Annotated in this window: 23 protein-coding genes; 17 read left to right on the top strand and 6 right to left on the bottom strand. The window is 36.1% G+C overall.

Annotation, left to right across the window (positions count from 1 at the left end; genetic code table 11):
• The first annotated feature begins 8 nt into the window (after positions 1 to 8).
• The 7 genes from AB9K26_RS12575 (at position 9) to AB9K26_RS12605 (ending at position 7,956) form a co-directional block, all read left to right on the top strand.
• Positions 9 to 1,787, top strand: coding sequence for a BatD family protein (locus AB9K26_RS12575; protein ID WP_369972905.1), 1,779 nt, complete (start codon positions 9 to 11; stop codon positions 1,785 to 1,787).
• A gap of 8 nt (positions 1,788 to 1,795) precedes the next feature.
• Complete coding sequence (locus AB9K26_RS12580; protein ID WP_369972906.1) at positions 1,796 to 2,554, top strand: tetratricopeptide repeat protein; 759 nt, start codon at positions 1,796 to 1,798, stop codon at positions 2,552 to 2,554.
• Between the two features lie 58 nt (positions 2,555 to 2,612).
• Positions 2,613 to 2,903 carry a hypothetical protein gene (locus AB9K26_RS12585; protein WP_369972907.1) on the top strand — a complete coding sequence of 97 codons (291 nt, stop codon included), beginning with the start codon at positions 2,613 to 2,615 and terminating at the stop codon, positions 2,901 to 2,903.
• Positions 2,904 to 2,995: 92 nt separating this feature from the next.
• On the top strand, positions 2,996 to 4,576 hold the full coding sequence (locus AB9K26_RS12590) for a SulP family inorganic anion transporter (RefSeq protein ID WP_369972908.1): 1,581 nt from the start codon (positions 2,996 to 2,998) through the stop codon (positions 4,574 to 4,576).
• Between the two features lie 10 nt (positions 4,577 to 4,586).
• Positions 4,587 to 5,387, top strand: coding sequence for a universal stress protein (locus AB9K26_RS12595; protein ID WP_369972909.1), 801 nt, complete (start codon positions 4,587 to 4,589; stop codon positions 5,385 to 5,387).
• 75 nt (positions 5,388 to 5,462) lie between these two features.
• Complete coding sequence (locus AB9K26_RS12600; RefSeq protein ID WP_369972910.1) at positions 5,463 to 7,325, top strand: SulP family inorganic anion transporter; 1,863 nt, start codon at positions 5,463 to 5,465, stop codon at positions 7,323 to 7,325.
• A gap of 4 nt (positions 7,326 to 7,329) precedes the next feature.
• On the top strand, positions 7,330 to 7,956 hold the full coding sequence (locus AB9K26_RS12605; protein ID WP_369972911.1) for a carbonic anhydrase family protein: 627 nt from the start codon (positions 7,330 to 7,332) through the stop codon (positions 7,954 to 7,956).
• Positions 7,957 to 8,012: 56 nt separating this feature from the next.
• Here AB9K26_RS12605 and AB9K26_RS12610 read toward each other — a convergent pair whose 3' ends face one another.
• A complete protein-coding gene (locus tag AB9K26_RS12610) occupies positions 8,013 to 8,537 on the bottom strand; it encodes a CvpA family protein (RefSeq protein ID WP_369972912.1) in 525 nt (174 codons plus the stop codon).
• A 111-nt stretch (positions 8,538 to 8,648) separates the two neighbouring features.
• Here AB9K26_RS12610 and AB9K26_RS12615 point away from each other — a divergent pair, with 111 nt between their 5' ends.
• On the top strand, positions 8,649 to 9,005 hold the full coding sequence (locus AB9K26_RS12615; RefSeq protein WP_369972913.1) for a hypothetical protein: 357 nt from the start codon (positions 8,649 to 8,651) through the stop codon (positions 9,003 to 9,005).
• A 146-nt stretch (positions 9,006 to 9,151) separates the two neighbouring features.
• The gene (gene pheS / locus AB9K26_RS12620) at positions 9,152 to 10,171 is read left to right on the top strand and encodes a phenylalanine--tRNA ligase subunit alpha (protein ID WP_369972914.1); all 1,020 of its coding nucleotides are present in this window, start codon (positions 9,152 to 9,154) and stop codon (positions 10,169 to 10,171) included.
• Positions 10,172 to 10,174: 3 nt separating this feature from the next.
• Here the strand turns inward: pheS and AB9K26_RS12625 are convergent, their stop codons facing one another.
• The gene (locus AB9K26_RS12625; protein WP_369972915.1) at positions 10,175 to 12,535 is read right to left on the bottom strand and encodes an alpha/beta fold hydrolase; all 2,361 of its coding nucleotides are present in this window, start codon (positions 12,533 to 12,535) and stop codon (positions 10,175 to 10,177) included.
• A 76-nt stretch (positions 12,536 to 12,611) separates the two neighbouring features.
• Here AB9K26_RS12625 and AB9K26_RS12630 point away from each other — a divergent pair, with 76 nt between their 5' ends.
• On the top strand, positions 12,612 to 13,007 hold the full coding sequence (locus AB9K26_RS12630) for a hypothetical protein (RefSeq protein ID WP_369972916.1): 396 nt from the start codon (positions 12,612 to 12,614) through the stop codon (positions 13,005 to 13,007).
• 47 nt (positions 13,008 to 13,054) lie between these two features.
• Here the strand turns inward: AB9K26_RS12630 and AB9K26_RS12635 are convergent, their stop codons facing one another.
• On the bottom strand, positions 13,055 to 14,056 hold the full coding sequence (locus AB9K26_RS12635; RefSeq protein WP_369972917.1) for an NAD(P)H-dependent glycerol-3-phosphate dehydrogenase: 1,002 nt from the start codon (positions 14,054 to 14,056) through the stop codon (positions 13,055 to 13,057).
• A 143-nt stretch (positions 14,057 to 14,199) separates the two neighbouring features.
• On the opposite strand from AB9K26_RS12635, the gene AB9K26_RS12640 reads away from it, so the two are divergent.
• Positions 14,200 to 15,150: a nicotinic acid mononucleotide adenyltransferase gene (locus tag AB9K26_RS12640; protein ID WP_369972918.1), complete on the top strand. Its 951-nt coding sequence runs from the start codon at positions 14,200 to 14,202 to the stop codon at positions 15,148 to 15,150.
• A 184-nt stretch (positions 15,151 to 15,334) separates the two neighbouring features.
• The gene (gene lysM / locus AB9K26_RS12645; protein WP_369972919.1) at positions 15,335 to 15,832 is read left to right on the top strand and encodes a peptidoglycan-binding protein LysM; all 498 of its coding nucleotides are present in this window, start codon (positions 15,335 to 15,337) and stop codon (positions 15,830 to 15,832) included.
• Positions 15,833 to 15,943: 111 nt separating this feature from the next.
• Here lysM and AB9K26_RS12650 read toward each other — a convergent pair whose 3' ends face one another.
• A complete protein-coding gene (locus AB9K26_RS12650) occupies positions 15,944 to 17,254 on the bottom strand; it encodes a TlpA family protein disulfide reductase (RefSeq protein WP_369972920.1) in 1,311 nt (436 codons plus the stop codon).
• Positions 17,255 to 17,273: 19 nt separating this feature from the next.
• Positions 17,274 to 20,618, bottom strand: a complete 3,345-nt coding sequence (gene mfd, locus AB9K26_RS12655; RefSeq protein WP_369972921.1) for a transcription-repair coupling factor — start codon at positions 20,616 to 20,618, stop codon at positions 17,274 to 17,276.
• A 98-nt stretch (positions 20,619 to 20,716) separates the two neighbouring features.
• Between mfd and AB9K26_RS12660 the strand changes: the two genes are divergently transcribed.
• Positions 20,717 to 21,148, top strand: coding sequence for a TerB family tellurite resistance protein (locus AB9K26_RS12660; RefSeq protein ID WP_369972922.1), 432 nt, complete (start codon positions 20,717 to 20,719; stop codon positions 21,146 to 21,148).
• 52 nt (positions 21,149 to 21,200) lie between these two features.
• Here the strand turns inward: AB9K26_RS12660 and fbp are convergent, their stop codons facing one another.
• Positions 21,201 to 22,205 carry a class 1 fructose-bisphosphatase gene (gene fbp / locus AB9K26_RS12665; RefSeq protein WP_369972923.1) on the bottom strand — a complete coding sequence of 335 codons (1,005 nt, stop codon included), beginning with the start codon at positions 22,203 to 22,205 and terminating at the stop codon, positions 21,201 to 21,203.
• Between the two features lie 123 nt (positions 22,206 to 22,328).
• On the opposite strand from fbp, the gene AB9K26_RS12670 reads away from it, so the two are divergent.
• Genes AB9K26_RS12670 through AB9K26_RS12685 form a run of 4 tightly spaced genes read left to right on the top strand, consistent with a single transcriptional unit; the run spans position 22,329 to position 26,968 of the window.
• Positions 22,329 to 22,808, top strand: a complete 480-nt coding sequence (locus AB9K26_RS12670; protein WP_369972924.1) for an N-acetyltransferase family protein — start codon at positions 22,329 to 22,331, stop codon at positions 22,806 to 22,808.
• Positions 22,809 to 24,059 carry an aspartate kinase gene (locus AB9K26_RS12675; protein ID WP_369972925.1) on the top strand — a complete coding sequence of 417 codons (1,251 nt, stop codon included), beginning with the start codon at positions 22,809 to 22,811 and terminating at the stop codon, positions 24,057 to 24,059.
• A gap of 22 nt (positions 24,060 to 24,081) precedes the next feature.
• The gene (locus AB9K26_RS12680) at positions 24,082 to 25,917 is read left to right on the top strand and encodes a GNAT family N-acyltransferase (RefSeq protein ID WP_369972926.1); all 1,836 of its coding nucleotides are present in this window, start codon (positions 24,082 to 24,084) and stop codon (positions 25,915 to 25,917) included.
• On the top strand, positions 25,898 to 26,968 hold the full coding sequence (locus tag AB9K26_RS12685) for a carboxypeptidase-like regulatory domain-containing protein (RefSeq protein WP_369972927.1): 1,071 nt from the start codon (positions 25,898 to 25,900) through the stop codon (positions 26,966 to 26,968). Before AB9K26_RS12680 ends, AB9K26_RS12685 begins: the two co-directional genes overlap by 20 nt.
• The last annotated feature ends 1 nt before the right edge of the window (position 26,969 follow it).

Below are 26,969 nucleotides of genomic sequence, written 5' to 3' on the forward strand. Positions count from 1 at the left end.
TTAATAAGATGAAAAGTCTCAAATACATAGTGTTTTTATTTGTTGTGTTGAGCTCAGGTATTGCCTCAGCCCAAATTAAGTTTGAAGCTAAAATCAGCAAATCGAAATTGGGCATTAACGAGCGTTTACGCATAGATTTCGAAATGAACAAAGATGGCGACAACTTTACACCTCCAGATTTTAACGGATTTACAGTGGTTGGAGGTCCGAATACCTCAGTGAGCCAGTCTTGGTTAAATGGGAAACGTTCGTATAAAAAAACCTATAGTTATTTTCTGGCGCCCAAAAAGCGCGGACAACTTAGAATTAATCAAGCCACTATCGAAATTGATGGCGAGGTTTATAAAACACAAGTGGTCACAGTCAATGTCACGGCAGCAGTACAGCGACCTAATGATCCAGACAATGCTGAAAACATAGCCTCTGAGAATATTCATTTGGTAGCCGAGATTTCTAAAACCAATCCTTATTTAAATGAAGCGATTACAGTCGTTTACAAATTGTATGTTTCCCAAAATACAGGTGTGAGTAATTGGCGTGAAATCGACAATCCGAGATACAACGATTTCTGGAGTCAAAACATCAACATTAAAGGGCTTAAAATTCAAAACGGCAGCTATAATGGCGATGACAATTACCGCTATGTCGTACTTCGCAAAACGGTTTTATATCCTCAGAAAACAGGCAAACTAGAAATTGAACCTTTAACTTTAGATGTTACCGTAGAAGTACCAACCAATAGAAGAGATTTTTTTGGAGGACGCTTAATGACACAAGTTAACAAACGTGTTTCAGCAGGAAGTAGAACCATAAATGTTAAACCTTTACCAGTAGAAGGCAAACCTGAAAATTTCACGGGAGCTGTGGGTGATTTTAAGTTTAATGTGATAACCTCTAAAACAGAATTGAACGCTTCAGAATCGCTTCAGGCTAGAGTTGAGGTGACAGGTAATGGAAACCTTAAATTATTTGAATTGCCAAAGATTAAGCTTCCAAATTCATTGGAGGTATATGAACCAGAACACAATGAGAACGTATCTACTAACCTCAGTGGAATGAATGGGTCTATTTCAGATAGTTATACCATCGTTCCACAGTATAAAGGAAAATATCCCGTACCAAGTATTTCGTTTTCTTATTTTGATTTGAAATCTGAAGAATACAAAACAGTCTCCTCAGGTGAAATTATTATCAACGTTTTAGAAGGTCCTGTTAATACAACCAATTCCGATAATAATATTGCTACATCAAATAACTCCAAGCAACAAGTGGTTTTAAATAGCGATCAGTTTGCTTTTGTTAAAACAGAAACCGACTTGGAGGCAATCAATGAAACGCGTTTTTTTAAAAGCACTGCATTTTGGACCTCTTTGTTAGTTCCGCTTCTAGCCATTCCATTGGCTTTAGTGTATCGTAAAAAGAAAGAACAACGCAATGCCGACGTCTTTGGAAACAAAATTAGAAAAGCCGACAAACTCGCAAGACGCTATTTGAGTGAAGCTAAAAAATCATTAGGTAATAAAGAATCTTTTTACATTGCTCTTGAGAAAGCGCTTCACAATTATTTGAAAGCCAAACTGCATATTGAAACTACCGATTTCAGTAAGGAGAAAATTCAAGGCCTGTTAGCTGAACGTCAAGTAAATTCTGAAACCATAAAAGCATTTATAAACATATTGGAACATTGCGAGTTGGCAAGATATACACCAATAACCAATGTGGAAATGCAACAAGATTATGAAAAAGCGGTTCAAACAGTTTCTGTTATTGATAAAGAATTAAGATAGAAAATTACATGAAGTCTATAATTCACATATTAATTTGCCTTATAACCTTAAGTGCGTTTTCTCAAAATGACAAGCGATTTGAAGAAGGTAATGATTTGTATAACCAAGGGGATTATACAGCTGCCTTAGAAAAGTACGAATCTATTTTAGCGTCTGGAAAACATTCTTCAGAATTATATTTCAACATCGCAAATGCGTACTATAAACTAAACCACGTAGCACCAAGTATTTATTATTACGAAAAAGCATTGTTGTTAGATCCAAATGACAAGGACATAAAGAATAATATTGCTTTTGCCAAAAACATGACCCTTGATGCCATTGATACGATTCCGGAAGTTGGAATTTCTAAATTGATCAAAAGAACGACCAATAGTATGAGTTATGATGCTTGGGCAAAACTAGCTGTGGCTTTTGTGTTTCTTTTTGTGATCATGTTTATCGCTTACGATTTTGCCTATTCCACAAACAAGAAACGATTGACATTTCTTGCTAGTAATACTGCTTTACTCTTTGCCATTGTTGCTTTGTTCTTTGCCTTCCACAAATTTCAGTTAGATAAAAGCGACCAACCAGCCATTGTATTTGCTCAAGAATCTAAAATTCAGAGCGAACCAAACTTCAGGAGTTCAGAAGCTTTTGTGTTACATGAAGGTACCAAGGTTCAAGTACTTGATACGGTAGATGTTTGGAAAAAAATAAAACTTTCAGATGGGAAAACAGGCTGGATTCTTGCCGACGACATAAAAATGTTAAAAAAGTTTTAAAGCATATTTAACAAAAATCCCAATTTCTAAGCTTATATTTACCTTTATTAATTTCATTATGCACAAAAGCCTTATTGCTTTTTTCTTCTCTCTATTATTGATGTCATTAGTTGTTGCACCAACGATTATAATGGCTATTGACGATACTGTCGATATGTCTTTGGTATATAGTATTTCTGAAGAGGAAGAAAATAAATGCAGTAAAGAGTTTGAAAAGTATGTAGTAGAATTAAATCATGAACTTGAAGATTTCTTAGACTTCAATAAAAAAGACAACTTAGAGTACAGATTCAAAACTTACCCTAAGCCTCCTCTTAATCTTATTTCTCCACCTCCAGAATTCATTTAGTTTTTTTGAATCCCTTGGACGTATTTGCGTCCATTATAATTTTTTAAAAAACGGTTGGAAATGTTCGTTTCTAACGCAAATGAATTTATAATATGTTTAAAACTATTAAGAATGACTTGCCAGCGAGTATAGTCGTATTTTTTGTCGCTTTACCTTTATGTCTAGGTATTGCATTAGCCAGTGGAGCTCCACTTTTTTCAGGACTGATTGCTGGTATTGTTGGAGGAATTGTGGTGGGATCCTTAAGTGGTTCTAAAATAGGAGTCAGTGGTCCAGCTGCAGGATTGGCTGCAATTGTATTAACCGCAATTGGAACATTGGGAGGTTACCAAAACTTTTTGGTGGCTGTAGTGTTGGGTGGTATAATTCAATTAATATTTGGAGTTTTAAAAGCTGGAATCATTGGTTATTATTTTCCGTCTTCAGTGATTAAAGGAATGCTTACAGGTATAGGTATCATTATAATCTTGAAACAAATACCTCATTTCTTTGGTTATGATCCAGATCCTGAAGGTGATTTCGCCTTTTTCCAAGTGGATGGTGAAAACACATTTTCTGAAATCATCAATTCCATAAATCATATTACACCTGGTTCTGCATTAATTGGAGTGATTGGATTGGCCATTTTACTACTATGGGATAAAGTGCTTTCGAAAAAAGCTAAAATCTTTCAATTGATCCAAGGTCCATTGGTGGCAGTGGTTGTAGGTATTATTTTTTATGTGCTAACGAAATCGCATGAAACCTTGGGAATAGAGCAGTCACACTTAGTCACGGTTCCTATTCCTGAAGATGCTGCTTCTTTTTTCGGACAGTTTAGTCTTCCTAATTTTTCTGCGATAACCAACCCACAAGTTTGGGTGGTCGGATTTACCATTGCATTGGTCGCAAGTTTGGAAACCTTACTTTGTGTCGAAGCGACAGATAAATTAGATCCGCATAAAAATGTGACACCAACCAATCGTGAGTTATTGGCTCAAGGTACTGGTAATATTATTTCAGGGATGATAGGAGGTTTGCCAATTACACAGGTTATTGTACGAAGCTCGGCTAATATACAATCTGGAGGTCGAAGCAAGGCTTCAGCAATCATTCACGGGTTCTTTTTGTTGATATCAATTATATTAATTCCAAGATTGTTGAATATGATTCCACTTTCGGTATTGGCTGCAGTATTGTTCATTGTTGGTTTCAAGTTGGCAAAACCATCATTGTTCAAACAAATGTACGATTTGGGGTGGAAGCAATCGATCCCGTTTTTTGTAACTGTTTTAGGAATCATTTTTACAGACTTGTTGGTCGGTATTGGTTTAGGCCTTGGCGTTGGAATTATTGTGATTCTAATTAAAAGCTATCAAAATTCACATTTCCTACATATTGAAGACAAAAGTAATGGGAAGCATAAGATTAAGATGACCCTTGCTGAAGAAGTCACCTTCTTTAATAAAGGTGCTATTCTTAAGGAACTAGATAGCTTACCAAGAGATACGTATTTGGAACTGGATGTTAGAAAAACAAGGTATCTTGATAACGATATTATAGAAATATTAGATGATTTTGCCTTCAAAGCCAAGGAAAGACATATTGATATAAAGATCATTTCTGAACGTGGAGAGGTTGAAAACCCTGAAAGCTTTATTGAGTTTTTCAAACTGAGAAAAAAATCTGCTTAAAAGAGAAATCATGGATTCAAACTCGCCTAAAATATTAGTGCTTTCAGATTTGAAAGACACTATGAATAGTACCGTAAAAAGCGCTGTTAGCTTGGCTAAAATCATCAATGGAAATTTACATGTGTTCCATGTAAAAAAACCTACAGAAATAGTTGAGCAGGAAAGCCAATTGTCGGCAATGAGGAGTATCAACCAATCGTATATTTCTATAAGTAAGGAAATGAAAGGTTTGATAGAACCTCTAGCCAAAGATTATGATGTTGCAATCAGTTGTAACCATGTTGTTGGTCATATTAAAACGGAGATATTGGGTTGTATCGCATCTTATAATCCTGATATTATTGTAATGGGCAAACGTAAAAAATCCATTAGCTTACTGGGAGACGCAGTAACCGATTTGGTGATTGACAATTTCAATGGCACTATTATGATAGCATCTGAAGATAAAGGGTTAGAGCCTAATAGCATGGTGTCTTTGGGTGTTTTAAACAATGCACGTTCAAATTTCAATATGCGTTTTGCAGAACAGTTGTTAGAACATTCCAAAAAGCCTTTTAAAACCTTTAAAACACAAATTGATACTGAAGAAAACAGTAAAGATGATTCGGTTAACTTGGTCTTTGATCATGGTAGAAATCCAATTCAAAACATGTCAAATTACCTGACAAAAAGTGATGTGAATTTATTATGTCTTAGCAGAAGTGCCAATAATTCCAAGGCAAAGGCAGATATGAAAAATGTTATTAACCAGGTTAATGTTTCATTGCTGATCTCAGAGCGACAAGGGTTATACAAAAGTTCGGTAATATAAAATGGATGCTATGGTAGATATGCTTTTTATAGTGAAAAAAGCACTAATTTTAGAAAACGACCTAACACTTAAAATATGAAAGGATTGTTTTCTAACATAAGAGGTGATGCTTTTGGAGGCATTACTGCAGGAATTGTAGCATTACCTTTAGCATTGGCCTTTGGTGTGTCCTCCGGACTTGGTCCAAGTGCAGGACTTTATGGTGCTATTTTCATAAGTTTTTTTGCGGCACTTTTCGGTGGCACCAACACTCAAATTTCAGGTCCTACTGCTCCAATGACAGCTGTAAGTATGGTTGTTATTGCAGGAATAATTGCTGCAAATGACGGAAGCGTTGAAAAAGCACTTCCAGCAATTCTTACCGTATTCCTATTGGCTGGACTTTTGCAAATAGGATTGGGCGCCATTGGTTTAGGAAAATACATACGATATATTCCGTATCCTGTGGTGTCAGGTTTTATGACGGCTATTGGAGTGATTATTTTAATTACTCAAATATTGCCTTCAATTGGATATTACCCAAAAGAAGACATGAGTTTTGTTGAAAAATTTAAACCGCAAGCGGAAGAAGTTATTTTAGAGAATATCTTAATTGAAGAAGCAGGTGAAGGCATTTTAGTTCTTGAAGATTTTAAGGAAACTATTGCTCGAGCAGAACAGATTACCGAAGCAGATATATTGAGGGAATCACAAACATTGGCTGCTAAAGAAGCTTCAGGTGTTTTGGGAGCAGTTAAAGTGCTGCCTAGAGCCTTAAAAAACATCAATATATTGGAACTGATCCTCGCATTGTCAACGATCATTATCATATATGGATTCAAAAGGATTACAACTAAAATACCAAGTACTTTAGTTGCATTGGTGGTAATGTCAGCAATCGCTATTTTAGCCAACCTAGATTACCGACCAATACCAGAAATCCCACAAGGACTACCAGAATTTAAAGCAGAAATTTTTACGGGTTTTAACCTAGGAAGCGTGTCACCATATATATTTACAGCTCTTACCTTAGCACTATTGGGAGCCATTGATTCTTTACTTACGAGTGTGGTAGCAGACAATATGACCAAAACAAAACACAAGCCTAACAAAGAGCTGATCGGACAAGGAATAGGCAATAGTATTGCAGCTATGTTTGGTGGTATTCCTGGCGCAGGAGCAACAATTCGTACGGTTGTAAACATCAACTCTGGAGGAAAAACAAAATTATCTGGTATGATTGCTGGTGTTTTGCTATTTGTCATTCTATTGGCTGTGGCACCATTGGCATCTAAAATTCCTGCAGCGGTTTTGGCTGGTATTTTAATTACAGTTGGTATTGGCGTTATGGATTACAAAGGCCTTCGTGCCATACCAAGTATGCCAAAGGATATCAAGATTGGACCCTTGAAATTGAGTTCTGAGGTTCTTATTATGTTAGTGGTCATGGTATTGTCCTCCTTTTGGGACTTGGTCTATGCCGTTGGTATCGGATTGGTCATCGCATCATTGATGTTTATGAAAAAAATAGGAGATCTAACCGCAGAACGTTCCGACGTAAAACCACTCAAGGAAGAAGCTTGGGAAGACGAAGCTAGTTTCCCAACTAAATTAAAAGAAGAAGTCTTTATTAAACACCTTAAAGGACCTTTGTTCTTCGGGTCTACATCAGATTTTCAACAATTGGCGCAACAAATCCCAGATACAGCTTCAGTCGTGATCATGAGATTGGGACGTATGCAATATATGGATCAATCTGGATTATACGCTATGGAAGACATGCTTCAAGATCTTAAAGTAAGAGGTGTTGATGTGTTGTTTGTCAATTTATTGAAACAACCACGATATATGATGGAACGTATTGATATCATTCCTGATTTTATCGCAGAAGAACATATATTTCAGTCGTTTAAAGACTGTTTAAAATGGATTAAAGAAAACGTAAAAGATAAATATTAAGAATATGAAAGCACACACAAGAGAAACACAAGCAACAATGACTCCAGAAAAAGCTCTGGAATTTTTAAAGGAAGGGAATATTCGATTTCAAAATAACCTTAAGGCCAATAGAAACTTATTAGAACAAGTAAATGATACTGCTGAAGGGCAATTTCCTTTTGCAACGATTTTAAGTTGTATAGATTCTAGAGTATCAGCAGAATTGGTTTTTGATCAAGGTTTGGGTGATATTTTCAGTGTGAGAATAGCTGGAAATTTTGTTAACCAAGATATTTTGGGAAGTATGGAATTTGCATGCAAATTAGCAGGTACAAAACTTATCGTTGTTTTAGGACACACGAGTTGTGGTGCAGTAAAAGGAGCATGTGATCATGCTAGAATGGGGAATTTAACTGCGCTTATCAATAAAATTGAGCCTGCGGTTTATGCCGTTGAGGAGCCTACCGATAAATCGCTTCGCAATTCCTCAAATTTGGAATTTGTCGATGCGGTTTCCAAAAAGAATGTAGAAATGACTTTAGACAATATCAGAAGTCAAAGTGTTATTCTCAGCGATTTAGAAAAAAGTGGTGATATTAAGATTGTAGGCGGTATGTATGATATTAGTACAGGAGGCGTTGAATTTTATTAATAAAAAAGCATCTCAATATTTAAATCACAAAAGCCATTCATCTAAGAGTGGCTTTTTTATGCTTCATTATTTGTTTCTGGGTCTTTAGAAGCTTCTTTGCCTTTATTTAAAATACTTGGAAAAATCATTGGAGCCAATCCTTTCACAGGTTGATACAAAATAGAATCCTCCAAATCGTCTTTATCAGCAAACGGAATGGTCTTGTTCAAATTGTCGAAAACAATTAACACCACACTCAAAATCAAACCAATTTTCAGAGCTCCAAAAACAGCACCTAATAGTTTGTTTAATATGCCTAGTGCTGCAAAATCTGCTAGTTTGGTCAATGCTTTTCCAGCTAAGGCAATCACTAATACAATAATTACGAAGGTAATGGCAAAGGCTACAATATTGATATACTTCTCATCCCAATCTAATTTGCTATCCAAAAATTCAGCAGCAAAATTACTGAAGTGAATTGCGCCATAGACACCAGCAATTAAGGCAACCAAAGAAGCCACTTCCACAAAAAGTCCTTTCATAAGACCTCGTATAAGTCCGAAAAGTAACAAAACAGCAAGGATGATATCAATAACAGCCATAATAATTGATTTTAACAAACGTACATATTTTTTTTAATTTATAGTGATAACGCAATACAAGCGTTTATAGTTTATTAAATTTGCAAACTACAAAGTAAAGGAGCTTTATTTATGGCGAGAGACGAAGAGTTGAAATTAAGATGGGAATTGGTGGTTCAAAAACTATCCGATCGCTTTTCCGATGGTGATCCATTAGATTTGGATGCCATTATTTATTTGATAGGTGTTCAGGAGCTTGGGCAATTGGATCGCAAGTTCAAGAAAGACCATAAAATCGACTTGATGCACATTGCTATCTGTAAATTACTATCGCCTTATGGCTATTATGAATTTGATTTTGTTGATGAAGACGGCTGGCCACATTACAAGGTTAAAGAGCAACTACCTCCTTTAAAAGCGGGTGAGCAATCTGTTTTAATGAAAGAAGCTATAGTTAACTATTTTATTGAAACCGAATTCATCGATTAAGTTTTTGGGCGTTACCCTTTTTTCGTTAGCACGTCTAAGGGTCGTGCTCTCGGCAGTCGCTTTCAAGAAGAGCTCCAACAAATGCCTCCATCACTAACGCAAATCTCGATAAATTACTTAAATTTGCCATTCATTTCTAAGGTATCATGATAGATAAGATTAAAGAACTCATCGCAGAAGCAGAAGCGTTTACAGCGCAATCCAAAGAAGAAGTTGAAGCTTTCCGAATCAAATATTTAGGATCAAAAGGACTTTTGAAAGAGTATTTTGCTGAGTTTAAAAATGTCGCCAACGAGCAAAAGAAAGAGTTCGGACAAACCATTAACCAACTCAAGAAAACAGCCGAGGAGAAAGTCAATGCTTTAAAGGAAGAACTCGAGAGCAAAGAAGAAACCAAAGGTGTCTATGGCGATTTGTCTCGTCCAGGTGAACCCATTGAAATTGGAGCAAGACATCCGATTTCTATCGTTAAAAACCAAATCATAGATATCTTTTCACGTATTGGTTTCAATGTAAGTGAAGGTCCAGAAATTGAAGACGATTGGCACAATTTTACCGCATTGAACTTGCCAGAATACCATCCAGCTCGTGACATGCAGGATACGTTTTTTATACAAACCAATCCTGATATTTTGTTGCGTACGCATACCAGTTCGGTTCAAGTGCGTTATATGGAAAACAACAAACCACCAATTCGAACTATTTCTCCTGGTCGAGTATATCGTAATGAAGCTATTTCAGCACGTTCTCACTGTTTTTTCCATCAGGTGGAAGGTTTATACATTGATAAGGATGTTAGTTTTGCCGATCTGAAGCAAACCTTGCAATACTTCACTACAGAAATGTTCGGAAAGTCAAAAATTAGGCTACGTCCTTCGTACTTTCCGTTTACAGAACCTAGTGCTGAGGTTGATGTATATTGGGGCTTGGAAACCGAAACCGATTATAAGATGACCAAAGGTACAGGTTGGCTGGAAATCATGGGCTGTGGTATGGTCGATCCAAACGTTCTGGAAAACTGTGGCATCGACTCCAAAACCTATTCTGGCTTTGCCTTCGGAATGGGAATTGATCGTATTGCTTTATTGCTTCACCAAATTAGTGACATCAGATTGCTTAGTGAAAATGATGTACGTTTCCTAGAGCAGTTTAAAAGTGCTTTATAAAACCTAGTTTTTCAAGGTCGTTTCAAACAATTTGTAAATACGTCTGTACTCATCAGACCAGCTCGAGCCTTCTCTAAATCCGTGACCTTCCAAAGGAAACACAGCCAATTCCCAGTTTTCCTTTTTCAGTTCAATAAAGCGTTGTGATAATCGTACCACATCTTGAAAATGGACATTGGTATCGATCATGCCATGGAGCATCAACAGATGACCTTTTAAACCTTCAGCAAAATAAATAGGAGAACTGCGTTTATAGGCTTTTGGATCGTCTACAGGTGTATTTAAAATATTAGCCGTGTATTCGTGGTTGTAGTGTGCCCAATCGGTTACAGAACGCAAAGCAGCACCACTTTTAAAAGTGTCAGGACTGGTCAACATTGCCATTAAAGTTATGAAACCTCCATACGAACCACCATAAATACCCATACGATCTTTGTCAATACCATGCTGTTCTACCAAGTATTTGGCACCATCAATTTGATCGTTCAAATCTTTTCCACCCATATGTCTGTAGATCGCTGTACGCCAATCACGACCATAACCTTCACTGGCTCTAAAATCGATTGCCAAAACCGTATAGCCATTATCCGCTAGAAAGTTATGGAACATGTATTCCCTGTAATAGCTTGGCCACCATTTATGTACATTCTGCTTATAACCTGCGCCATGTACAAAGATGATGGCAGCGCCATTTTTGCGTTCTGCTTTAGGTTGGTATAAGGTTGCAGGTACTTCAGCACCATCTCTTGCTTTAAAACGAACAATTTCCGCATCTACCCAGTTGTAGGACTTAAAAGCCTCGGTTGTAGAATTCGTGAGTTTAGTCATTTCAGAACCAGCAACATTAGGCATCACATATAATTCCCATGGTGTATTGACATACGAATACCGAATGGCCAATTGGGTTTCATCAGGTGACACGGTAACTTCATGTCCACCAGATTTCGTGGTTATTTGTTTCATTTTACCACCTTTGGAAGGCAAGTGATAGAAATGATGTTCATGCGGACTTACCTTGTTGCTTGTGATATAAAATGTAGACTTGTCTTTGGATAAACTCACATCAAGAATTTCAAAGTTTCCTTCGGTTAGAGCTTTGATTTTACCTGTATTTACATTGGCAGTGTATAAATGTGCGTAACCTGTTTTTTCCGATTTAAACCAAACAGTATTGTTGTCAACCCAACCAATAACACCTTCAGAAAACCAACCTATTCCTGGTCCGCCAATCCAAGCATCATCATGTTGTCTGTCGATTAAATTTAAGTCACCATTGGTCAAATCTACAGTCATGATCCAACGGTCTTTATAATCGGAAGAAGTGACATTCACAACCGCTTTTCCATCTTCAGAAAAAATAGGAACACTAATTAAGACCTCTCTCGGATTTTCATAGTCTTCTTCATAATTTGAAGGGTCTTCAGCATACTCTTTTAAGTATTTAGGTTTGTCTTTAATACCTTCAATATCATCTGTTTTAATTTGATAATACTCATCGGTTTCTAGGTTTAAAATCCAAGATTCGTAGGTATATAAATTCTTTCCAACCTTTGCTCTGGCATTGAGTTCTTTAGTGTATCCACTTTCGGTTACAAAATCAGGAACCATAGTAGATTTAGTGCTAGGTGTATTGTAAAGACGATACACCACGTATTTTAAATCGGGAGAAATTTGTAAACCATACAATCCTTTGTTGCCTAAGTAAATTGTTTCAGGTCTTTCAAATTGCGTTTGTTCTCGTCTATAATCTCTAGCCTCAGAAGCATTTTTTCGCTTTTGAAGAATATCAAAATGTTCCATTTGGTCATTCTCAAGCCATTGATCTTGAGCGTTTAGCTTACTGTTTGGACGCTCATTTCCAGATTGGAAATCGGTTAACTGTTTTAAAGAGCCATCGGTAATTTGCCATTGAAACAAGTTATTACCATCTTGATAAATGATAGATTTACCATCACCAGAAAACTGCGGATTCGATTCGCGATTGTTCGTGTTTGTGATGCGCTTGGTTGAATAATCAGAAGTGTTTAGAAGAAACAAATCGCCACTTTTTTCATACACTTTCCATTTACCGTCTTTGGAATAGTCGCCATTATTGGACTTCAATTTTAATTCCTCAAACGACAACTTTTCAATCTTTTTTGAAGTGATGTTAACGCGATAAGTAGAACGGATGGTATCCATATCTGGATTCCAGCTAAAAAAGATGTTTTTGCTATTTTCAGACCATTCGATGCTGGTTGGCAAATACCCAACAAAATCATCGCCTTGCATTATTTGATCGATGGTAAGTTGTGATTGGTTTTCGGTTTGGGCAATACTTAGACTAAAGCTAAAAAGCAAAAGCAGTGTAACAAGTTGTTTCATAAAGTGCATGTGTGGCAATTCGAAAAGAATTATTTTTGCCCTAAAATAAAGGTTTTAGAACTAAAGACGAAACGCAATGCGAAAAGATATTGAAATTCCAAAAGTAGAAGATGTTTTTGTGGCTGTAGTTCAAGAAGAACATCCAGAATACAAAACCAAAGATTGGAATGCCTATATCATAAATAATAAAGATGTGGACTTGGATACGGTTTTAATTGTATCTAGAGGTTATTCTGAAGATAAGGTCACACCAGTAATGCGCCATACCATTAAATTACTTCCTGCGAGAAGCTATGCCAAGATAGAGTTTATGCAAGAGGATGTGTTAAAATTGAACAATGAGTTCAAAATTACTTTTTTTGAAGGCAATCAAATGTTAGATAAAACCTATTTATTTAGAAAGAACACTATCAACGAAAACGCACTTCGAAACATACCATTGATGCAACTCAAAGGAGTTTTGGTGAAATGATTTTGGAGGCTGAGGCTCTCGAAGCCTCGATTTTGAAGTAAATTGAATCAGTCCAACTTCTCGGTCAGTTTTTTAAATACCTTTTTTGGATTTTTGTTCTCATACAGAATGTCATAAACAGCTTCAATAATAGGTAAGCGTGTTTTCTTTTTATTCTTGATATTGAGATCATGCGCACTTTTTGTAGCATAGTAACCTTCAGCAACCATGTTCATTTCCATTTGAGCAGATTTTACGGTATAGCCTTTACCGATCATGTTACCAAACATGCGATTTCTGGAAAACGTAGAATAACCGGTTACCAATAAATCGCCTAAGTACGCAGAATTATTGATATTGCGTTTCATCTTGTGCATTTTTTTGATAAAACGCTTCATCTCTCTTATGGCATTACTCATCAATACGCTTTGAAAATTGTCACCATAACCCAATCCGTGAGCAATTCCAGCAGCAATAGCGTAAATATTTTTTAGCATCACAGCGTATTCAGTACCGATGATGTCGTCGCTTATTTTGGTTTTTATATAATCACTAGCTAAAGCATCAGCAATCATTTGTGCTTTTTCAGCATCGGCACAGGAAATCGTTAGATAAGACAAACGCTCTAAAGCAACTTCCTCTGCATGGCAAGGACCAGCAATAACAGCAATGTTTTCAAAAGGAATATGGTAAATATCGTGAAAATGCTCACCAACCAACAAACCCGATTCTGGCATAATTCCCTTTACTGCTGAAACCACAATTTTTTCTGAAATGTCAACTGTGAGTTTTTCCAATTCTGAATGGATAAAAGCTGAAGGAATTACAAAAATCAATATATCAGCCCAGTCGGCAATTTCATCAATGTCGTTACTTAACTTAAGTTGCTCCAAGTTAAACTCTACAGAACTCAAATAACTCGGATTGTGTTCTTCCTTTAGTATGTGTTCTTTGGTGTATACACTTCGCATGTACCAACCTACTTCGTCTAGATTTTCACAGAGCATTTTGACAATAGCAGTTGCCCAGCTTCCTGCACCAAAAACAGCATATTTTACAGGTTTACTCATATAAAGCGCATCAGTTTAGTTCTTCAAAAATACATAAAAAAAAGGGGAAGCACCTACTAAAATTCAAGCGGTCAACCTTAAGTTTTAAATTTTGGCACGTGTTTTGAAACTTGCATAATGAGTAACCCAAAAAACGAATGATTATGAAAACAATGAAACTACTTTTAGGCTTTGTGCTTAGCGCTACGCTTCTAACGTCTTGTTACAGAGAAGAAGTGATTGTTAACGATTATAACAATCAACCAGGTATTACATTGAATCAGTTATTGGGTTCATATGAATTATGGTATGTCGATATCAACCAAACCTTAGGTACTGGAGAAACACCTTTCCTACAAATTGCTTTTACCATATCTTTTAGAAACGGTATTGTATATGCCAATAACAATTTAGTTGGTTTTGGAAGTTCAGGTAATGGCATTGGAATTGATGTCGGAACGTATGATGCGTACAATATGATTTTAGACGTGTATCATGATATTGATGGTTTTGAAACCTTTGATGTATACCAATTGGATGCAAACACTATCGAGTTGTACAATCCTTTTAATGACACCTCTTACTTTTTACATGGCTACCAAAGAAGTACCTTCGATTACGACTTCGTGTTTTATGATAACATTCATTATTTCTTACAGGAATATGAAGCTTGGGAGAAAACCTATACGAGTCAGATGGGAGCCATAAACGAATTTGATAACGAAAATTATTTACAGTTTTTGGCTGGCGGAAATGATTCGGTTTTTAGAAGCTCACAAGACACAAATATTGGAAATCCAGATAATATCTATTGGGATTATACAGGAATCTATGGTGTTGGAGACATTAGCAATAATATGTATCTGAAAACATTAACATTAGATTATGACTTTTTCGACAATGAATTTTTTGAATTGAGCGTTATTAATGATCAAAGAATCGAATTGTACCATCCGTCATCTGGAACCGTTTATGAGTTTACTGGACGAGGATACATTCAATTCTTAAGAGAAACAGATGCTCAAGGTAGAAAGATAGAAGGCTCTAAACAGCCTAAAAAGCGTAAACAAAAAACGCCTAAAAAGGAAAACCCAAGAGTTAATTCGAGAAGCTAAATTTTGGTTGGTTATTTAGTTTCCAATAGCGTCCATCACATTCAATTGTGGTGGACGTTTTATTTTAATTGTGACTTTTATACTTTAATAGGTGTCTTAAGAATGAATGTGATTTTATATTGGATTTTCAAAAGAAAATCACCAACTTTATATCACGAATATTAACACTAAAAACATATACATTATGGGATTATTTTCATTTATTAAAAATGCAGGAGCAAAGGTTTTTGGCATTGGAAAAACGACTGAAGAGGAAGCTGCTGAGGCTAGAGCAAAAGCAGAAGCTGCTGAACTTAAAGCTGAAGAAGCTGCTGCGAGAAAACTCGAAGAAACAATTAGCGATTTACAATTACAAGTCGAGGACTTGAACGTCTTTATTGACGACGATATGGCTCGTGTTACAGGAAAAGCTTACGACCAATCAACCAAAGAGAAAGTTGTCTTAGTTGTTGGTAATACGGCAGGTATTGCAACAGTTGACGATCAGATGACAGTTGAGCATACAGAACCTGAAGCACAATTCCATACAGTAGAGCGTGGTGATACCTTAAGTAAAATTGCTAAGCAATACTATGGGAATGCCATGAAATACCCTGTAATTTTTGAAGCAAACAAACCAATGTTAACCGATCCTGATAAGATTTATCCAGGACAGGTGCTTCGTATTCCTCACATGGATTAAGTAGCTTAAACAATGTAAGTAAATAAAAAAGCGCAACTATAGTTGCGCTTTTTTTATTGTCATTCTGCAGTTGCTGTGGAACCTGTTAGATGAGATCCTGAATAATACTAATTAATTCATTGCCTTTTCCAAAGCTTCGTAATCGTTGGGTTTGGCAATAATGGTTTTGTTCTTGTCTAATAGCAGATAGGTTGGTGTTGCCGAAACACCGTAGGCATTGGATATCGGATTGTCCCATTTCCCCAAACCAAGTACATGGATAAAATCAGGAAAATGCGAGATGGCATCTTTCCAGTTAAATTCATCATCTTCCAATCCTATAGCAATCACTTTGATATCAGGCTTCGTTGCCATTAAGGTTTTTACTTTTGGAAGTTCATCAATACAATGGCCACAAGTACTACTCCAAAAAATAATCAGGTATTGGTTGGCTACATCTAGTTCGTGAAGTGTGGAAGTTGTAGTAACACCATCTTTTGTAATTGGTAAATCAAAATTTTGCGCGATTTTCCCAATAGCATTGTTTTTATAACTAATGAGTTGATCTGTCAAAGCATTTTGGTTTGTGGCCTTACTTAAAGCTATCAAGTATCTATCAGCGATATAGTTTGCTACTTCAGGATTTTCCATAGATTTGAATCGGTTCCAAATCATTTGTAAGAGCATGGTTTTCAGTTCTAATTCACCATCTGGAATTTTTGATGCTACAGTATCGACATCATTTTTGTAAACCTCATTAGAAGTATTGGCAGTCATTCCGAAGACATAAGCCAAGACACGATCAATTAAAAAGTCTGAACTTTGTAATAGATAATTACTAAAGTCTACGTGGTCTAAAAATGTGCGTTTCAAGTTTGAGGAATAGGTTGAAAGATCTTCATATTCATTGGGAATATAAGGAGCATTCGCTTTAATGAAAGTAGAAGCCAGAGTTCCTTTAGCGGTCTCTTCAAAGGCCAATTGAGTATCTTTGAGAGTTTTAAAAATATCCTTAAAAGCCTTTTTGTCAGTGCTTTCTTGAGTGTAGTAATTACTAATGGTTTGATTGATCATTTCCATACTATTGGTGTAGGATGACCATAATTTATTTTCCTTACTATCGGTAAAGGTCAAACCTTTTTCAGTGCTGAAGGTTAGCGTTACACTTTCTTTTCCGTTATATATAAAATTAAAATTATTTTCCTCCGGTGGCAGCGCATATACTATTTTATAAATACCTGATGAAATCTTAGAATCCATCGCAATACTGAAATTACCTTCAGCATCAATTTGAGCTCGATCTACATAATCAGTAGACGTTGGTGTAGCATGATATAAAAAGGCATACGTATAATCTGTTGCAGGGGAAAATGTTCCATTGATACTATGTTGTGAGAACATACACAACGGAATCAAGCTGAAAAGGAATAAAATGTTTTTCATATGTTTATTATAGCAATAATTACTCCAAAATAGGTTTTATAGCAGTCAAGGCTTGTTTAACAGAATTGATATTGCTGAAAGTTAACAATAATCTTAAACCATTTCTAGTTTGTTTCTCTTTCATTTTACAAGCCATCGGATGGGTTTGTACAAACTGTAATACTTTTGTAAAACCTTCACTTTGATAAAACGGACTTTGTTGGTCGTTTATGAAATATCCGATAAATTTTCCTTTCTTCATAACCACTTTTTCCAAACCAATTTTCGTGGCAATCCACTTAATTCGAACACTATTCAGTAAATCAATTACCTGAACAGGTAACTCACCAAATCGATCTATGATTTCGGTTTCAAAAGTTTCTAGTTCTGATTCGGTTTTTATGTCGTTAAGTTTTGTGTAGAGATTCAAACGCTCTGATATATTATTGACATAATCATCTGGAAACAGCAATTCAAAATCGGTGTCAATGGTCACATCCTTAACAAATACTTTATCTTTTTTATCGTCTTTGTAAAGGTCTTTGAATTCTTTCTCCTTAAGCTCTTCAATAGCCTCATTTAAAATCTTTTGATAAGTGTCAAATCCGATATCATTGATAAAGCCACTTTGTTCACCACCTAATAAATCACCAGCACCACGAATTTCCAAATCTTTCATGGCAATATTGAAACCACTTCCCAATTCAGTATATTGTTCCAAGGCTGTAATACGTTTTCGAGCATCATTCGTCATGGCCGAATATTCTGGAGTGATAAAATAACAAAAGGCCTTTTTATTACTTCGTCCGACACGACCACGCATTTGGTGCAAATCACTCAATCCAAAATTATTGGCGTTATTAATGAAAATGGTATTGGCATTTGGCACATCCAAACCACTTTCAATAATGGTGGTACTCACCAAAACATCAAATTCTCCATTCATGAATGCGAGCATGAGTCGTTCCAGTTTTTTTCCTTCCATTTGTCCGTGACCAATGGCAATTTTAGCATCTGGAACCAAGCGTTGCAGTAACCCAGCAACTTCTTTAATGTTTTCGATGCGATTGTGTACAAAAAAGACTTGACCACCACGTTGGATTTCATAAGACACGGCATCCCTAATGGTCTCCTCATTAAAACGAATCACGTGACTTTCAATTGGATAACGGTTTGGAGGAGGTGTTGTGATAACCGATAAATCACGAGCTGCCATCAAACTAAACTGTAAGGTTCTTGGAATAGGCGTAGCTGTTAAGGTTAAGACATCTACATTTTCCTTTAGGGTTTTAAGTTTGTCTTTCACGGCAACACCAAACTTTTGTTCTTCATCAACAATGAGCAAGCCCAAATCTTTAAACTTCACGTTTTTGTTCACCAATTGGTGTGTCCCAATGATGATATCGACATGGCCTTTTTCAAGCTTTTCTAAGGTTTCTCGCTTTTCTTTTGCAGTTCGGAAACGATTCAGGTAATCTACGGTTACAGGAAAATCCTTTAAACGCTCCGTAAAAGTTTTGTTGTGTTGATAGGCTAAAATGGTAGTAGGAACCAAAACCGCAACTTGCTTGCCATTATCTACAGCTTTAAAAGCAGCACGAATGGCGACTTCCGTTTTACCAAAACCAACATCGCCACAAACCAAACGATCCATTGGTCGTTCACTTTCCATATCGGCTTTGATATCTGCTGTAGAAGAAGTTTGATCTGGTGTGTCCTCATACAGAAAAGACGCTTCCAATTCATGTTGCAAATAGCTATCTGGTTTGTACTGGAAACCTTTCTTGAGTTTACGCTTCGCATAAACCTTAATCAAGTTGAAAGCAATTTCCTTAACCTTACTTTTTGTCTTTTGTTTAAGGGTTTTCCAAGCCTTGCTTCCTAATTTATAAACCTTTGGAGGCTTTCCGTCTTTACCGTTAAACTTTGTGATTTTGTGAAGCGAATGGATGCTGAGGTACAATACATCACGTTCGCCATAAATCAGTTTTATGGCTTCTTGTTTCTTGCCTTCCACATCAATTTTTTGTAAACCGCCAAACTTTCCAATACCGTGGTCAATATGCGTGACATAATCGCCAATATCTAGATTGGTAAGTTCCTTTAAGGTAATGGCTTGCTTCTTGGCATAACCATTTTTAATATGGAATTTATGATAACGCTCAAAAATTTGATGATCCGTATAGCATGTAATCTTAAGGTCATGGTCAATAAAACCTTGGTACAAAGACAAGACAATGGTTTTATAATGTACTTCACCTTCAATATCTTCAAAAATATCGTGAAACCGTTTGGCCTGTTGTTCGCTTACACAGGCTATGTAATTAGTGTAGCCTTTATTGTGATTTGCATTTAAATCCTCTATAAGTAAGTTGAATTGTTTGTTGAAAGCTGGCTGAGGTGTAGTGTTGCAAACAATCTGCTCTGAAGAAAAAACAGCATGCGTACCAAATTCGACAATACCGTAATCTAACAACTGAGATTTCAATAAATTCGAATGGCAGAATAATTCCTCTGGTTCAGAGTGTTTAATTTCTGAAGACAACTCTTTAAAGGCCTCTTCAGCCTTGACAAAAAAGGAGTCAATTCTTGAAAACAGAACGTCTGCATTTTTAATAAAGACGACTGTTTTTTGAGCGATGTATTTAAGGAAGCTTTGTCTGCTTTCTTCAATAAGTTTATTAGCTACATTAGGAATGATCTGGATTTTCTTGATTTGATCTGTTGACAGTTGGCTTTCTACATCAAACGTTCTTATGCTATCCACTTCATCACCAAAAAACTCAATTCTGTAAGGTTCGTCATGTGAAAACGAGAATACATCCACAATACCACCACGAACGGAAAACTCTCCAGGTTCTGTAACGAAATCAACACGCTTAAATCGGTATTCAAACAATACTTCGTTTACAAAATCGATACTTAACTCTTCACCAACACTAATTTTTAGCGTATTCTTTTCCAATTCACGTCGAGTGACGACCTTTTCAAAAAGCGCATCGGGATACGTAACGATGACAGCTGGTTTTTTTCTAGAGTTGATTCGGTTTAAAACCTCTGCCCTCAATAACACATTGGCATTATTGGTTTCTTCTATTTGATATGGTCTGCGGTAACTTCCTGGATAAAATAATACGTCTTTGTCATTCAGTAAAACTTCCAAATCGTTTAAATAAAATGCCGCTTCTTCCTTGTCGTTAAATACTAAAAGGAAAGGACGTTCAGCAGTTTTAAATGTTTCACTAATAACTAACGATAGGGAAGATCCAATGAGACCTTTAAGGTGTGTTTTGGTTTTGGAAATCTCAGATTGGGCAATAGAAGATTGCAGATTTTGCACTTGCAAAGCCTGAGCGTACGTTTTTGAGAGAATGGAATTACTCAAGACGTTTTATTTTGTGCAAATATATAATTTTTGTGCTTTGGCGTATTGTTAAAATGTATTAATAAAACTATCTTTGTGCCACTAAAAAATCAAAATATATGTCATTTTCAGAATTATTTGAAAGCGGATTCAAAAAGCGTAATGAAGACCACTTTGCTGCAATTGTTAGAGTAGCCATGAGTGATGGAATTATAAATGAAGCCGAAAAAGCCTTTTTAGACCGTTTAGCTGTACGATTAGACATAACAGAGTCTGATTATAAAGCGATATTGAAAGACTACCAAAGTCACCCAATCAATCCACCATTATCTTATGATCATCGCTTAGAGCGTTTGTATGATTTGGCTCGAATGGTTTGGGCCGATCATATCGAAGGTGAAGACCAAGTGCGTTTGTTGGAAAAGTTATGTATCGGATTAGGGTTTAATCCAGACAACGTGAAATACATAACCGATAAGGCACTGAATTTAGTTCACTACGAAGTGGATTTGGATGATTTTATTGTCAAAATGAAACATATGAACCAATAAGAAATTGTTTTGGTTCAATTCATATAAAGCAGTCTTAATCAGACTGCTTTTTTTATGCATTCCGCATAAATTCCTCTGCTTTTTCAACCATGTTTTTACTCCCACAAATAAAAGGCACGCGTTGGTGTAGTTCTGTAGGTTGTATATCCATAATTCTATTAAAGCCATCGCTTGCTTTACCATTGGCTTGTTCTGCCAAAAACGCCATAGGATTGCATTCGTAGAGTAAGCGTAGTTTCCCATTAGAATTCATAGAGCTCTTAGGATACATGTAAATACCTCCTTTGATCATATTGCGATGAAAATCGGAAACTAAAGACCCAATATACCTACTAGTGTAAGGTCGGTCACCTTCTTCCATTTGACAGTACTTGATATAGTTTTTAATACCCTGAGGAAAATGGATGTAGTTACCTTCATTAACAGAATAAATCTTACCGTCTTTAGGAAATTGCATGTTGGGATGCGAGAGGTAAAAAGTTCCAATAGCTGGATTCAGAGTAAATCCGTTAACCCCTTCACCAGTTGTATAGACAATCATGGTTGAGGTCCCATAAATGATGTATCCAGCAGCTACTTGCTGGTTTCCTTTCTGAAGGAAATCCTCAATAGTCACAGGTGTTCCTACAGGAGTTATACGTCTGTAAATAGAAAAAATAGTTCCAACAGATACGTTGACATCTATATTGGAAGAACCATCTAGTGGGTCGATTAAAACAATGTATTTGTTTTGATGGTTTTCATCTTGGCTATTAATGGAAATGAAAGAATCCTCCTCTTCACTGGCAATTCCGCAAACAATGTTTCGCTTGGTTAAGGTTTGAATAAATTTTTCATTGGCATACACATCTAGCTTTTGTTGGTTTTCACCTTGAATATTGGTGTCTCCTGCATTTCCTAGAATGTCGACTAATCCAGCTTTATTAACTTCATGATTGACTACTTTTGCGGCTAGTCGGATAGAGTTGATAAGTCGAGAGAGCTCTCCTGTGGTATATTTAAATGCAGTTTGGTTTTCAATGATAAACTCACCAAGAGTTTGATTTTTTTGAGACATGTATTTTGAATGATTACGTTTATGCAAATATCGTATTTTTTAATAAACTATAACGTTTGCGTAGCGCTTTTAATGTTTTCTTAAACCAACTTTTAAACTATCTTTACCCAAACTAAATTCGTAATGAATGTCGTAATAAGAACTGCTACAATTGACGATATGCCTGAGGTGTTACAACTTATACAGGAACTGGCAGTTTATGAAAAAGAACCAGATGCCGTTAAGATAACCGCTGAAGATTTAAAGGCTTATGGGTTTGGGAAGCATTCAAGATTTCATTGTTTTGTTGCTGAAGCCCACTCTGAAGTGGTTGGTATGGCACTCGTTTATGAACGTTTTTCAACATGGAACGGTCCTGTGTTGCATTTGGAAGATTTGGTTGTGAGTGAGCGCATGAGAGGTCAGGGAATTGGAGCAGCATTGTTGGATGAGGTGGTTGCATATGGACACCAATTGGGTGTTAAACGAATTACTTGGGTAGTGTTGAATTGGAATGTACCAGCTATTGATTTTTACAAAAGTAGAGGTGCTGTTATTGACTCAGAATGGGATTCGGTGAGTTTGGATGAAGATGGAATTAAAAATTATTTATCAAAACTATAGATGCAGGTATTTAAGTTTGGAGGTGCTTCAGTTAAAGATGCTAATGGTGTAAAGAACATGGCTAAAGTTTTACAAGAGGTTGGTTATGACCAAACACTTGTAGTGGTTTCTGCAATGGGTAAAACCACAAACGCATTGGAAACGGTTATCAAAAACTATTTTGAAAACAAAAGTGAATTGCAAAGTTCTATTCAGGATGTCAAAAAATACCACAACAGTATCCTTTTGGATCTTTTTGAGAATACTCAACATGCTATATATAAGAAAATCGCAGATCTTTTTTCTGACTTGGATTATTTTTTGAGACGAAACAAATCACCTGATTACAACTATGTATATGACCAAACAATCAGTTTTGGAGAATTGATTTCTACTACGATTATTAGTGCCTATTTAAATGATATAGGAATTACTAACCAATGGTTGGATGTTAGGGACTATATAAAAACGGATGATTACTACAGACGTGCCAACGTTAATTGGGATTTAACCCAATTAAACATTAAAACATTATCCAGTTCCAAAGCGCTTAATATAACACAAGGTTTTTTGGGAAGTGATGCCAATAATTTTACAACGACACTAGGACGTGAAGGAAGTGACTATACCGCAGCTATTTTTGCCTATTGTTTAAATGCTGAAAGTGTCACTATTTGGAAGGATGTTAAAGGTGTTTTGAATGCCGATCCAAGATATTTTGAAAGAGCACAATTACTGGAAAGCATTTCTTATAGAGAGGCCATCGAGTTGGCATTTTATGGTGCTTCGGTCATTCACCCGAAGACCTTGCAACCTTTACAACAAAAAGAAATTCCTTTGTTTGTTAAGTCATTTTTAAACCCGAAGAATGCAGGCACAAAAGTTGGTAAGGGCATTGGAATTTCACCAAATATTCCATGTTTTATTGTTAAGAAGAATCAAGTATTGGTGTCTTTGTCTTCTCTGGATTTTAGCTATATAGTTGAAGATAATATCAGTGACATATTCAAGTTGCTCCATCAATATAAAATGAAAGTGGATGTCATTCAGAATTCGGCCATTAGTTTTTCTGTATGTTTTGAAAACAGTTATAACAACCTCGAAGCGTTACTTCAAAATCTAAAAGCAAAATTTAAGGTCACATGTTATGAAAATGTGAGTCTTTATACTGTAAGACATTACGATGACAATGCCATTAGCTTAATTGAAAAAGATAAAACATTGTTATTAAAACAATTAACACAAGAAACCGTTCAAATCGTAACTAAGTAAACATTTTAGTACTTTTACAACCATGAGTAAGTCAACTGAAATAGGACTGGTAACTGCCAAGGAAGTCGCTAAAGCCATTAAGGTAGATAAGTACGGCTTTGTTGGTACGTTTATAGGTTGGCTTCTAATGAAGGTCTTAAAAATTTCAACCTTAAATAAAATATATATGCGCAACAAGCATCTTAGCGATGGCGCTTTCTTGGATGCTATCTTGGATGATTTTCAAATCAAGTTTGAAATTCCAGAAGAAGACTTAAAACGATTACCTAAAGATGGTCCGTTTATTACGATTTCAAATCATCCGTTAGGAGGAATCGATGGTATTTTACTACTCAAATTAATGATTGAACAACGGAAGGACTTTAAGATCATTGCCAATTTTCTATTGCATCGCATTGAACCAATGAAACCGTTCATTATGCCAGTGAATCCTTTTGAAGACCGAAAAGATGTCAAGTCTAGTGTTTCCGGATTTAAGAGTGCAATCTTGCATTTAAGAGAAGGACATCCACTAGGAATTTTTCCTGCAGGTGAAGTATCCACTTATAGAGATGGGAAATTGGTTGTGGATAGACCTTGGGAACTAGCTGCTATGAAATTGGTTAAAAAAGCCGAAGTGCCTGTTGTTCCTATTTATTTTCATGCAAAGAACAGTAAATTATTTTATAAGCTTTCCAAAATAAGTGACACCTTTAGGACAGCAAAGTTGCCTTCAGAATTATTGACACAAAAAAATAGGGTTATCAAAGTTAGGATTGGTCGCCCAATATCTGTAAGCGATCAGAAAGAACATGAGGACTTAGGAGTGTTTTCTGAATTTTTAAGGCGTAAAACCTATATGTTGTCCAATGCCTTTGAAGATGAGCCGAAACGATTTAATACCATTTCAAATACCTTAAAAGCTCCCTCAAAACCTCCAAAACGTATTGTGGGTTCTGTGAGTCAAGACAAAATGATTGCTGAGGTAGAGGAATTACATAAAGGGGATTATAAACTCTTGACCAGCAAAAATTATGAGGTGTTTTTAACGCCTGCAAACAATATTCCTAACATTCTTCACGAAATTGGAAGACTTCGAGAGATTACCTTTAGAGCCATTGGAGAAGGTACCAATGAAGCGATCGATCTCGACAGCTTTGATACATACTATCACCATATGTTCTTATGGGATAATGAAACCCAACAAATTGTGGGTGCCTATCGTATGGGATTAGGATCTAAAATTTTCGCTAAATATGGAATTGACGGATTCTATCTTCAGGATTTATTCCGATTTGAGCCTGAACTCTATAAAATGATGAGCCAGTCCATTGAAATGGGACGTGCATTTATCATCAAGGAATACCAACAAAAACCAATGCCTTTGTTTTTGCTTTGGAAAGGCATCGTGCATACAACCTTGCGCTATCCAGAACATAAATTCCTGATTGGAGGTGTGAGTATCAGTAATCAGTTTTCAAATTTTTCGAAATCCTTGATGATTGAATTTATGAAGTCACATTACTACGATCCTTATGTGGCACAATATGTTAGACCGAAAAAGGAATTTAAGGTGAAGCTCAAGGATGCAGATAAAGATTTTGTGTTTGATGAAACTGAAGCTGATTTAAATAAATTCGATAAGATTATTGATGAAGTTGAGCCAGGAGCCTTGCGACTTCCTGTACTTCTTAAGAAATATATCAAGCAGAATGCAAAACTAGTGGCATTCAATGTCGATCCGTTGTTTAATAATTCTGTAGATGGCTTGATGTATATTAAGATTGCTGATTTACCGGAAAGTACTGTAAAACCGGTTATGGAAGAATTTCAAGCCGAACTGGAACGGAAATTTTCAAATGGCTCTAGCGAAGACTAATAAGCTCTATTTCTATGCTATTTGCATGCTGTGGGTTTCCTTTTTGTATGCCCAAAGCATTAAAGGTGTTGTTTTGGATGCTTCAACCAACCAGCCTATTGAGAGTGCTTCCGTGTACTTTGATAATACTTCCATTGGTACCTCTACAAATGATAAAGGTGAATTTGAGATTGCTCTGAAAGAAGACGTGTCTTCTGCCTTGGTGATTTCCTTTTTAGGCTATGAAACCGCACTTTTACAAAGCTATTCTCCTGATAAATTTTATAAGGTTTTACTCCTTGAGGCTATCAACACACTGGATGAAGTTGTTATCTCGACTGATGATGGAATGCCCAGAGAAATGAAGTTAGAACATTTTAGGGCTCAATTTATAGGTCGTTCTAAAATAGCTAAGTCTTGTCGTATTTTAAATGAGGAGGTTCTTAACTTGAGTTATAATAAAAAGAAAAAAACTTTAACGGCTTCAGCCTATGAGCCTATCAGGATTCAAAATGAGGACTTGGAGTATCTCATTTCTTTTGATATCAAAACATTTGTAATTAATTATGCATATATAAATATTGATCGTAATAAACATGTTGTTAGAGGCGTATCGTATACGGGAACTTCCTACTATAAGTCACTGGCAGCAGATGAAGATGCTATTCAAGTAAAGAAAAAACGAAATGAAGCCTATAATGGTTCGGTTTTACATTTTATGAGAGCTTTGCGTAACAAGCGATTAAAAGAAGAGAAGTTCACAATTTACAGTGAAGGCTTTCGTGTTGATCCATACAGATATATTAGTATTTCAGAACTGAATGATTCTAAATGGTATCAGGTAAAATTAAGAGCACCATTATCGGTAAGATACCAGCGTAAATTTCAGTCTGAAATAAAATTACCATTTAAATTGAGCAAAAGCGACTCAAAACCCTATTATAATGTAGAAATCAAAGTAGATACGTATGGAAACTATAGCCCAATAGGTGCTTTTTATTTCATAGGTCATATGGGAGATCAGCGTATAGGAGATTCACTTCCCTATGACTATGAACCCTCTAAACGTTAAG

It is taken from the genome of Psychroserpens sp. XS_ASV72, assembly GCF_041224425.1.
Taxonomy (GTDB): Bacteria; Bacteroidota; Bacteroidia; order Flavobacteriales; family Flavobacteriaceae; genus Psychroserpens.

Bases quoted from the DNA above. Each gene is read 5' to 3' on its own strand.
- AB9K26_RS12625 (WP_369972915.1), bottom strand. From the start codon at position 12,535: ATGAAACAACTTGTTACACTGCTTTTGCTTTTTAGCTTTAGTCTAAGT.
- AB9K26_RS12605 (WP_369972911.1), top strand. From the start codon at position 7,330: ATGAAAGCACACACAAGAGAAACACAAGCAACAATGACTCCAGAAAAA.
- AB9K26_RS12615 (WP_369972913.1), top strand. From the start codon at position 8,649: ATGGCGAGAGACGAAGAGTTGAAATTAAGATGGGAATTGGTGGTTCAA.
- AB9K26_RS12635 (WP_369972917.1), bottom strand. From the start codon at position 14,056: ATGAGTAAACCTGTAAAATATGCTGTTTTTGGTGCAGGAAGCTGGGCA.
- AB9K26_RS12580 (WP_369972906.1), top strand. From the start codon at position 1,796: ATGAAGTCTATAATTCACATATTAATTTGCCTTATAACCTTAAGTGCG.
- AB9K26_RS12630 (WP_369972916.1), top strand. From the start codon at position 12,612: ATGCGAAAAGATATTGAAATTCCAAAAGTAGAAGATGTTTTTGTGGCT.
- AB9K26_RS12670 (WP_369972924.1), top strand. From the start codon at position 22,329: ATGAATGTCGTAATAAGAACTGCTACAATTGACGATATGCCTGAGGTG.
- AB9K26_RS12680 (WP_369972926.1), top strand. From the start codon at position 24,082: ATGAGTAAGTCAACTGAAATAGGACTGGTAACTGCCAAGGAAGTCGCT.
- AB9K26_RS12575 (WP_369972905.1), top strand. From the start codon at position 9: ATGAAAAGTCTCAAATACATAGTGTTTTTATTTGTTGTGTTGAGCTCA.
- AB9K26_RS12685 (WP_369972927.1), top strand. From the start codon at position 25,898: ATGGCTCTAGCGAAGACTAATAAGCTCTATTTCTATGCTATTTGCATG.
- AB9K26_RS12585 (WP_369972907.1), top strand. From the start codon at position 2,613: ATGCACAAAAGCCTTATTGCTTTTTTCTTCTCTCTATTATTGATGTCA.
- AB9K26_RS12595 (WP_369972909.1), top strand. From the start codon at position 4,587: ATGGATTCAAACTCGCCTAAAATATTAGTGCTTTCAGATTTGAAAGAC.
- AB9K26_RS12590 (WP_369972908.1), top strand. From the start codon at position 2,996: ATGTTTAAAACTATTAAGAATGACTTGCCAGCGAGTATAGTCGTATTT.
- AB9K26_RS12640 (WP_369972918.1), top strand. From the start codon at position 14,200: ATGAAAACAATGAAACTACTTTTAGGCTTTGTGCTTAGCGCTACGCTT.
- fbp (WP_369972923.1), bottom strand. From the start codon at position 22,205: ATGTCTCAAAAAAATCAAACTCTTGGTGAGTTTATCATTGAAAACCAA.
- pheS (WP_369972914.1), top strand. From the start codon at position 9,152: ATGATAGATAAGATTAAAGAACTCATCGCAGAAGCAGAAGCGTTTACA.
- AB9K26_RS12610 (WP_369972912.1), bottom strand. From the start codon at position 8,537: ATGGCTGTTATTGATATCATCCTTGCTGTTTTGTTACTTTTCGGACTT.
- lysM (WP_369972919.1), top strand. From the start codon at position 15,335: ATGGGATTATTTTCATTTATTAAAAATGCAGGAGCAAAGGTTTTTGGC.
- AB9K26_RS12660 (WP_369972922.1), top strand. From the start codon at position 20,717: ATGTCATTTTCAGAATTATTTGAAAGCGGATTCAAAAAGCGTAATGAA.
- AB9K26_RS12650 (WP_369972920.1), bottom strand. From the start codon at position 17,254: ATGAAAAACATTTTATTCCTTTTCAGCTTGATTCCGTTGTGTATGTTC.
- AB9K26_RS12600 (WP_369972910.1), top strand. From the start codon at position 5,463: ATGAAAGGATTGTTTTCTAACATAAGAGGTGATGCTTTTGGAGGCATT.
- AB9K26_RS12675 (WP_369972925.1), top strand. From the start codon at position 22,809: ATGCAGGTATTTAAGTTTGGAGGTGCTTCAGTTAAAGATGCTAATGGT.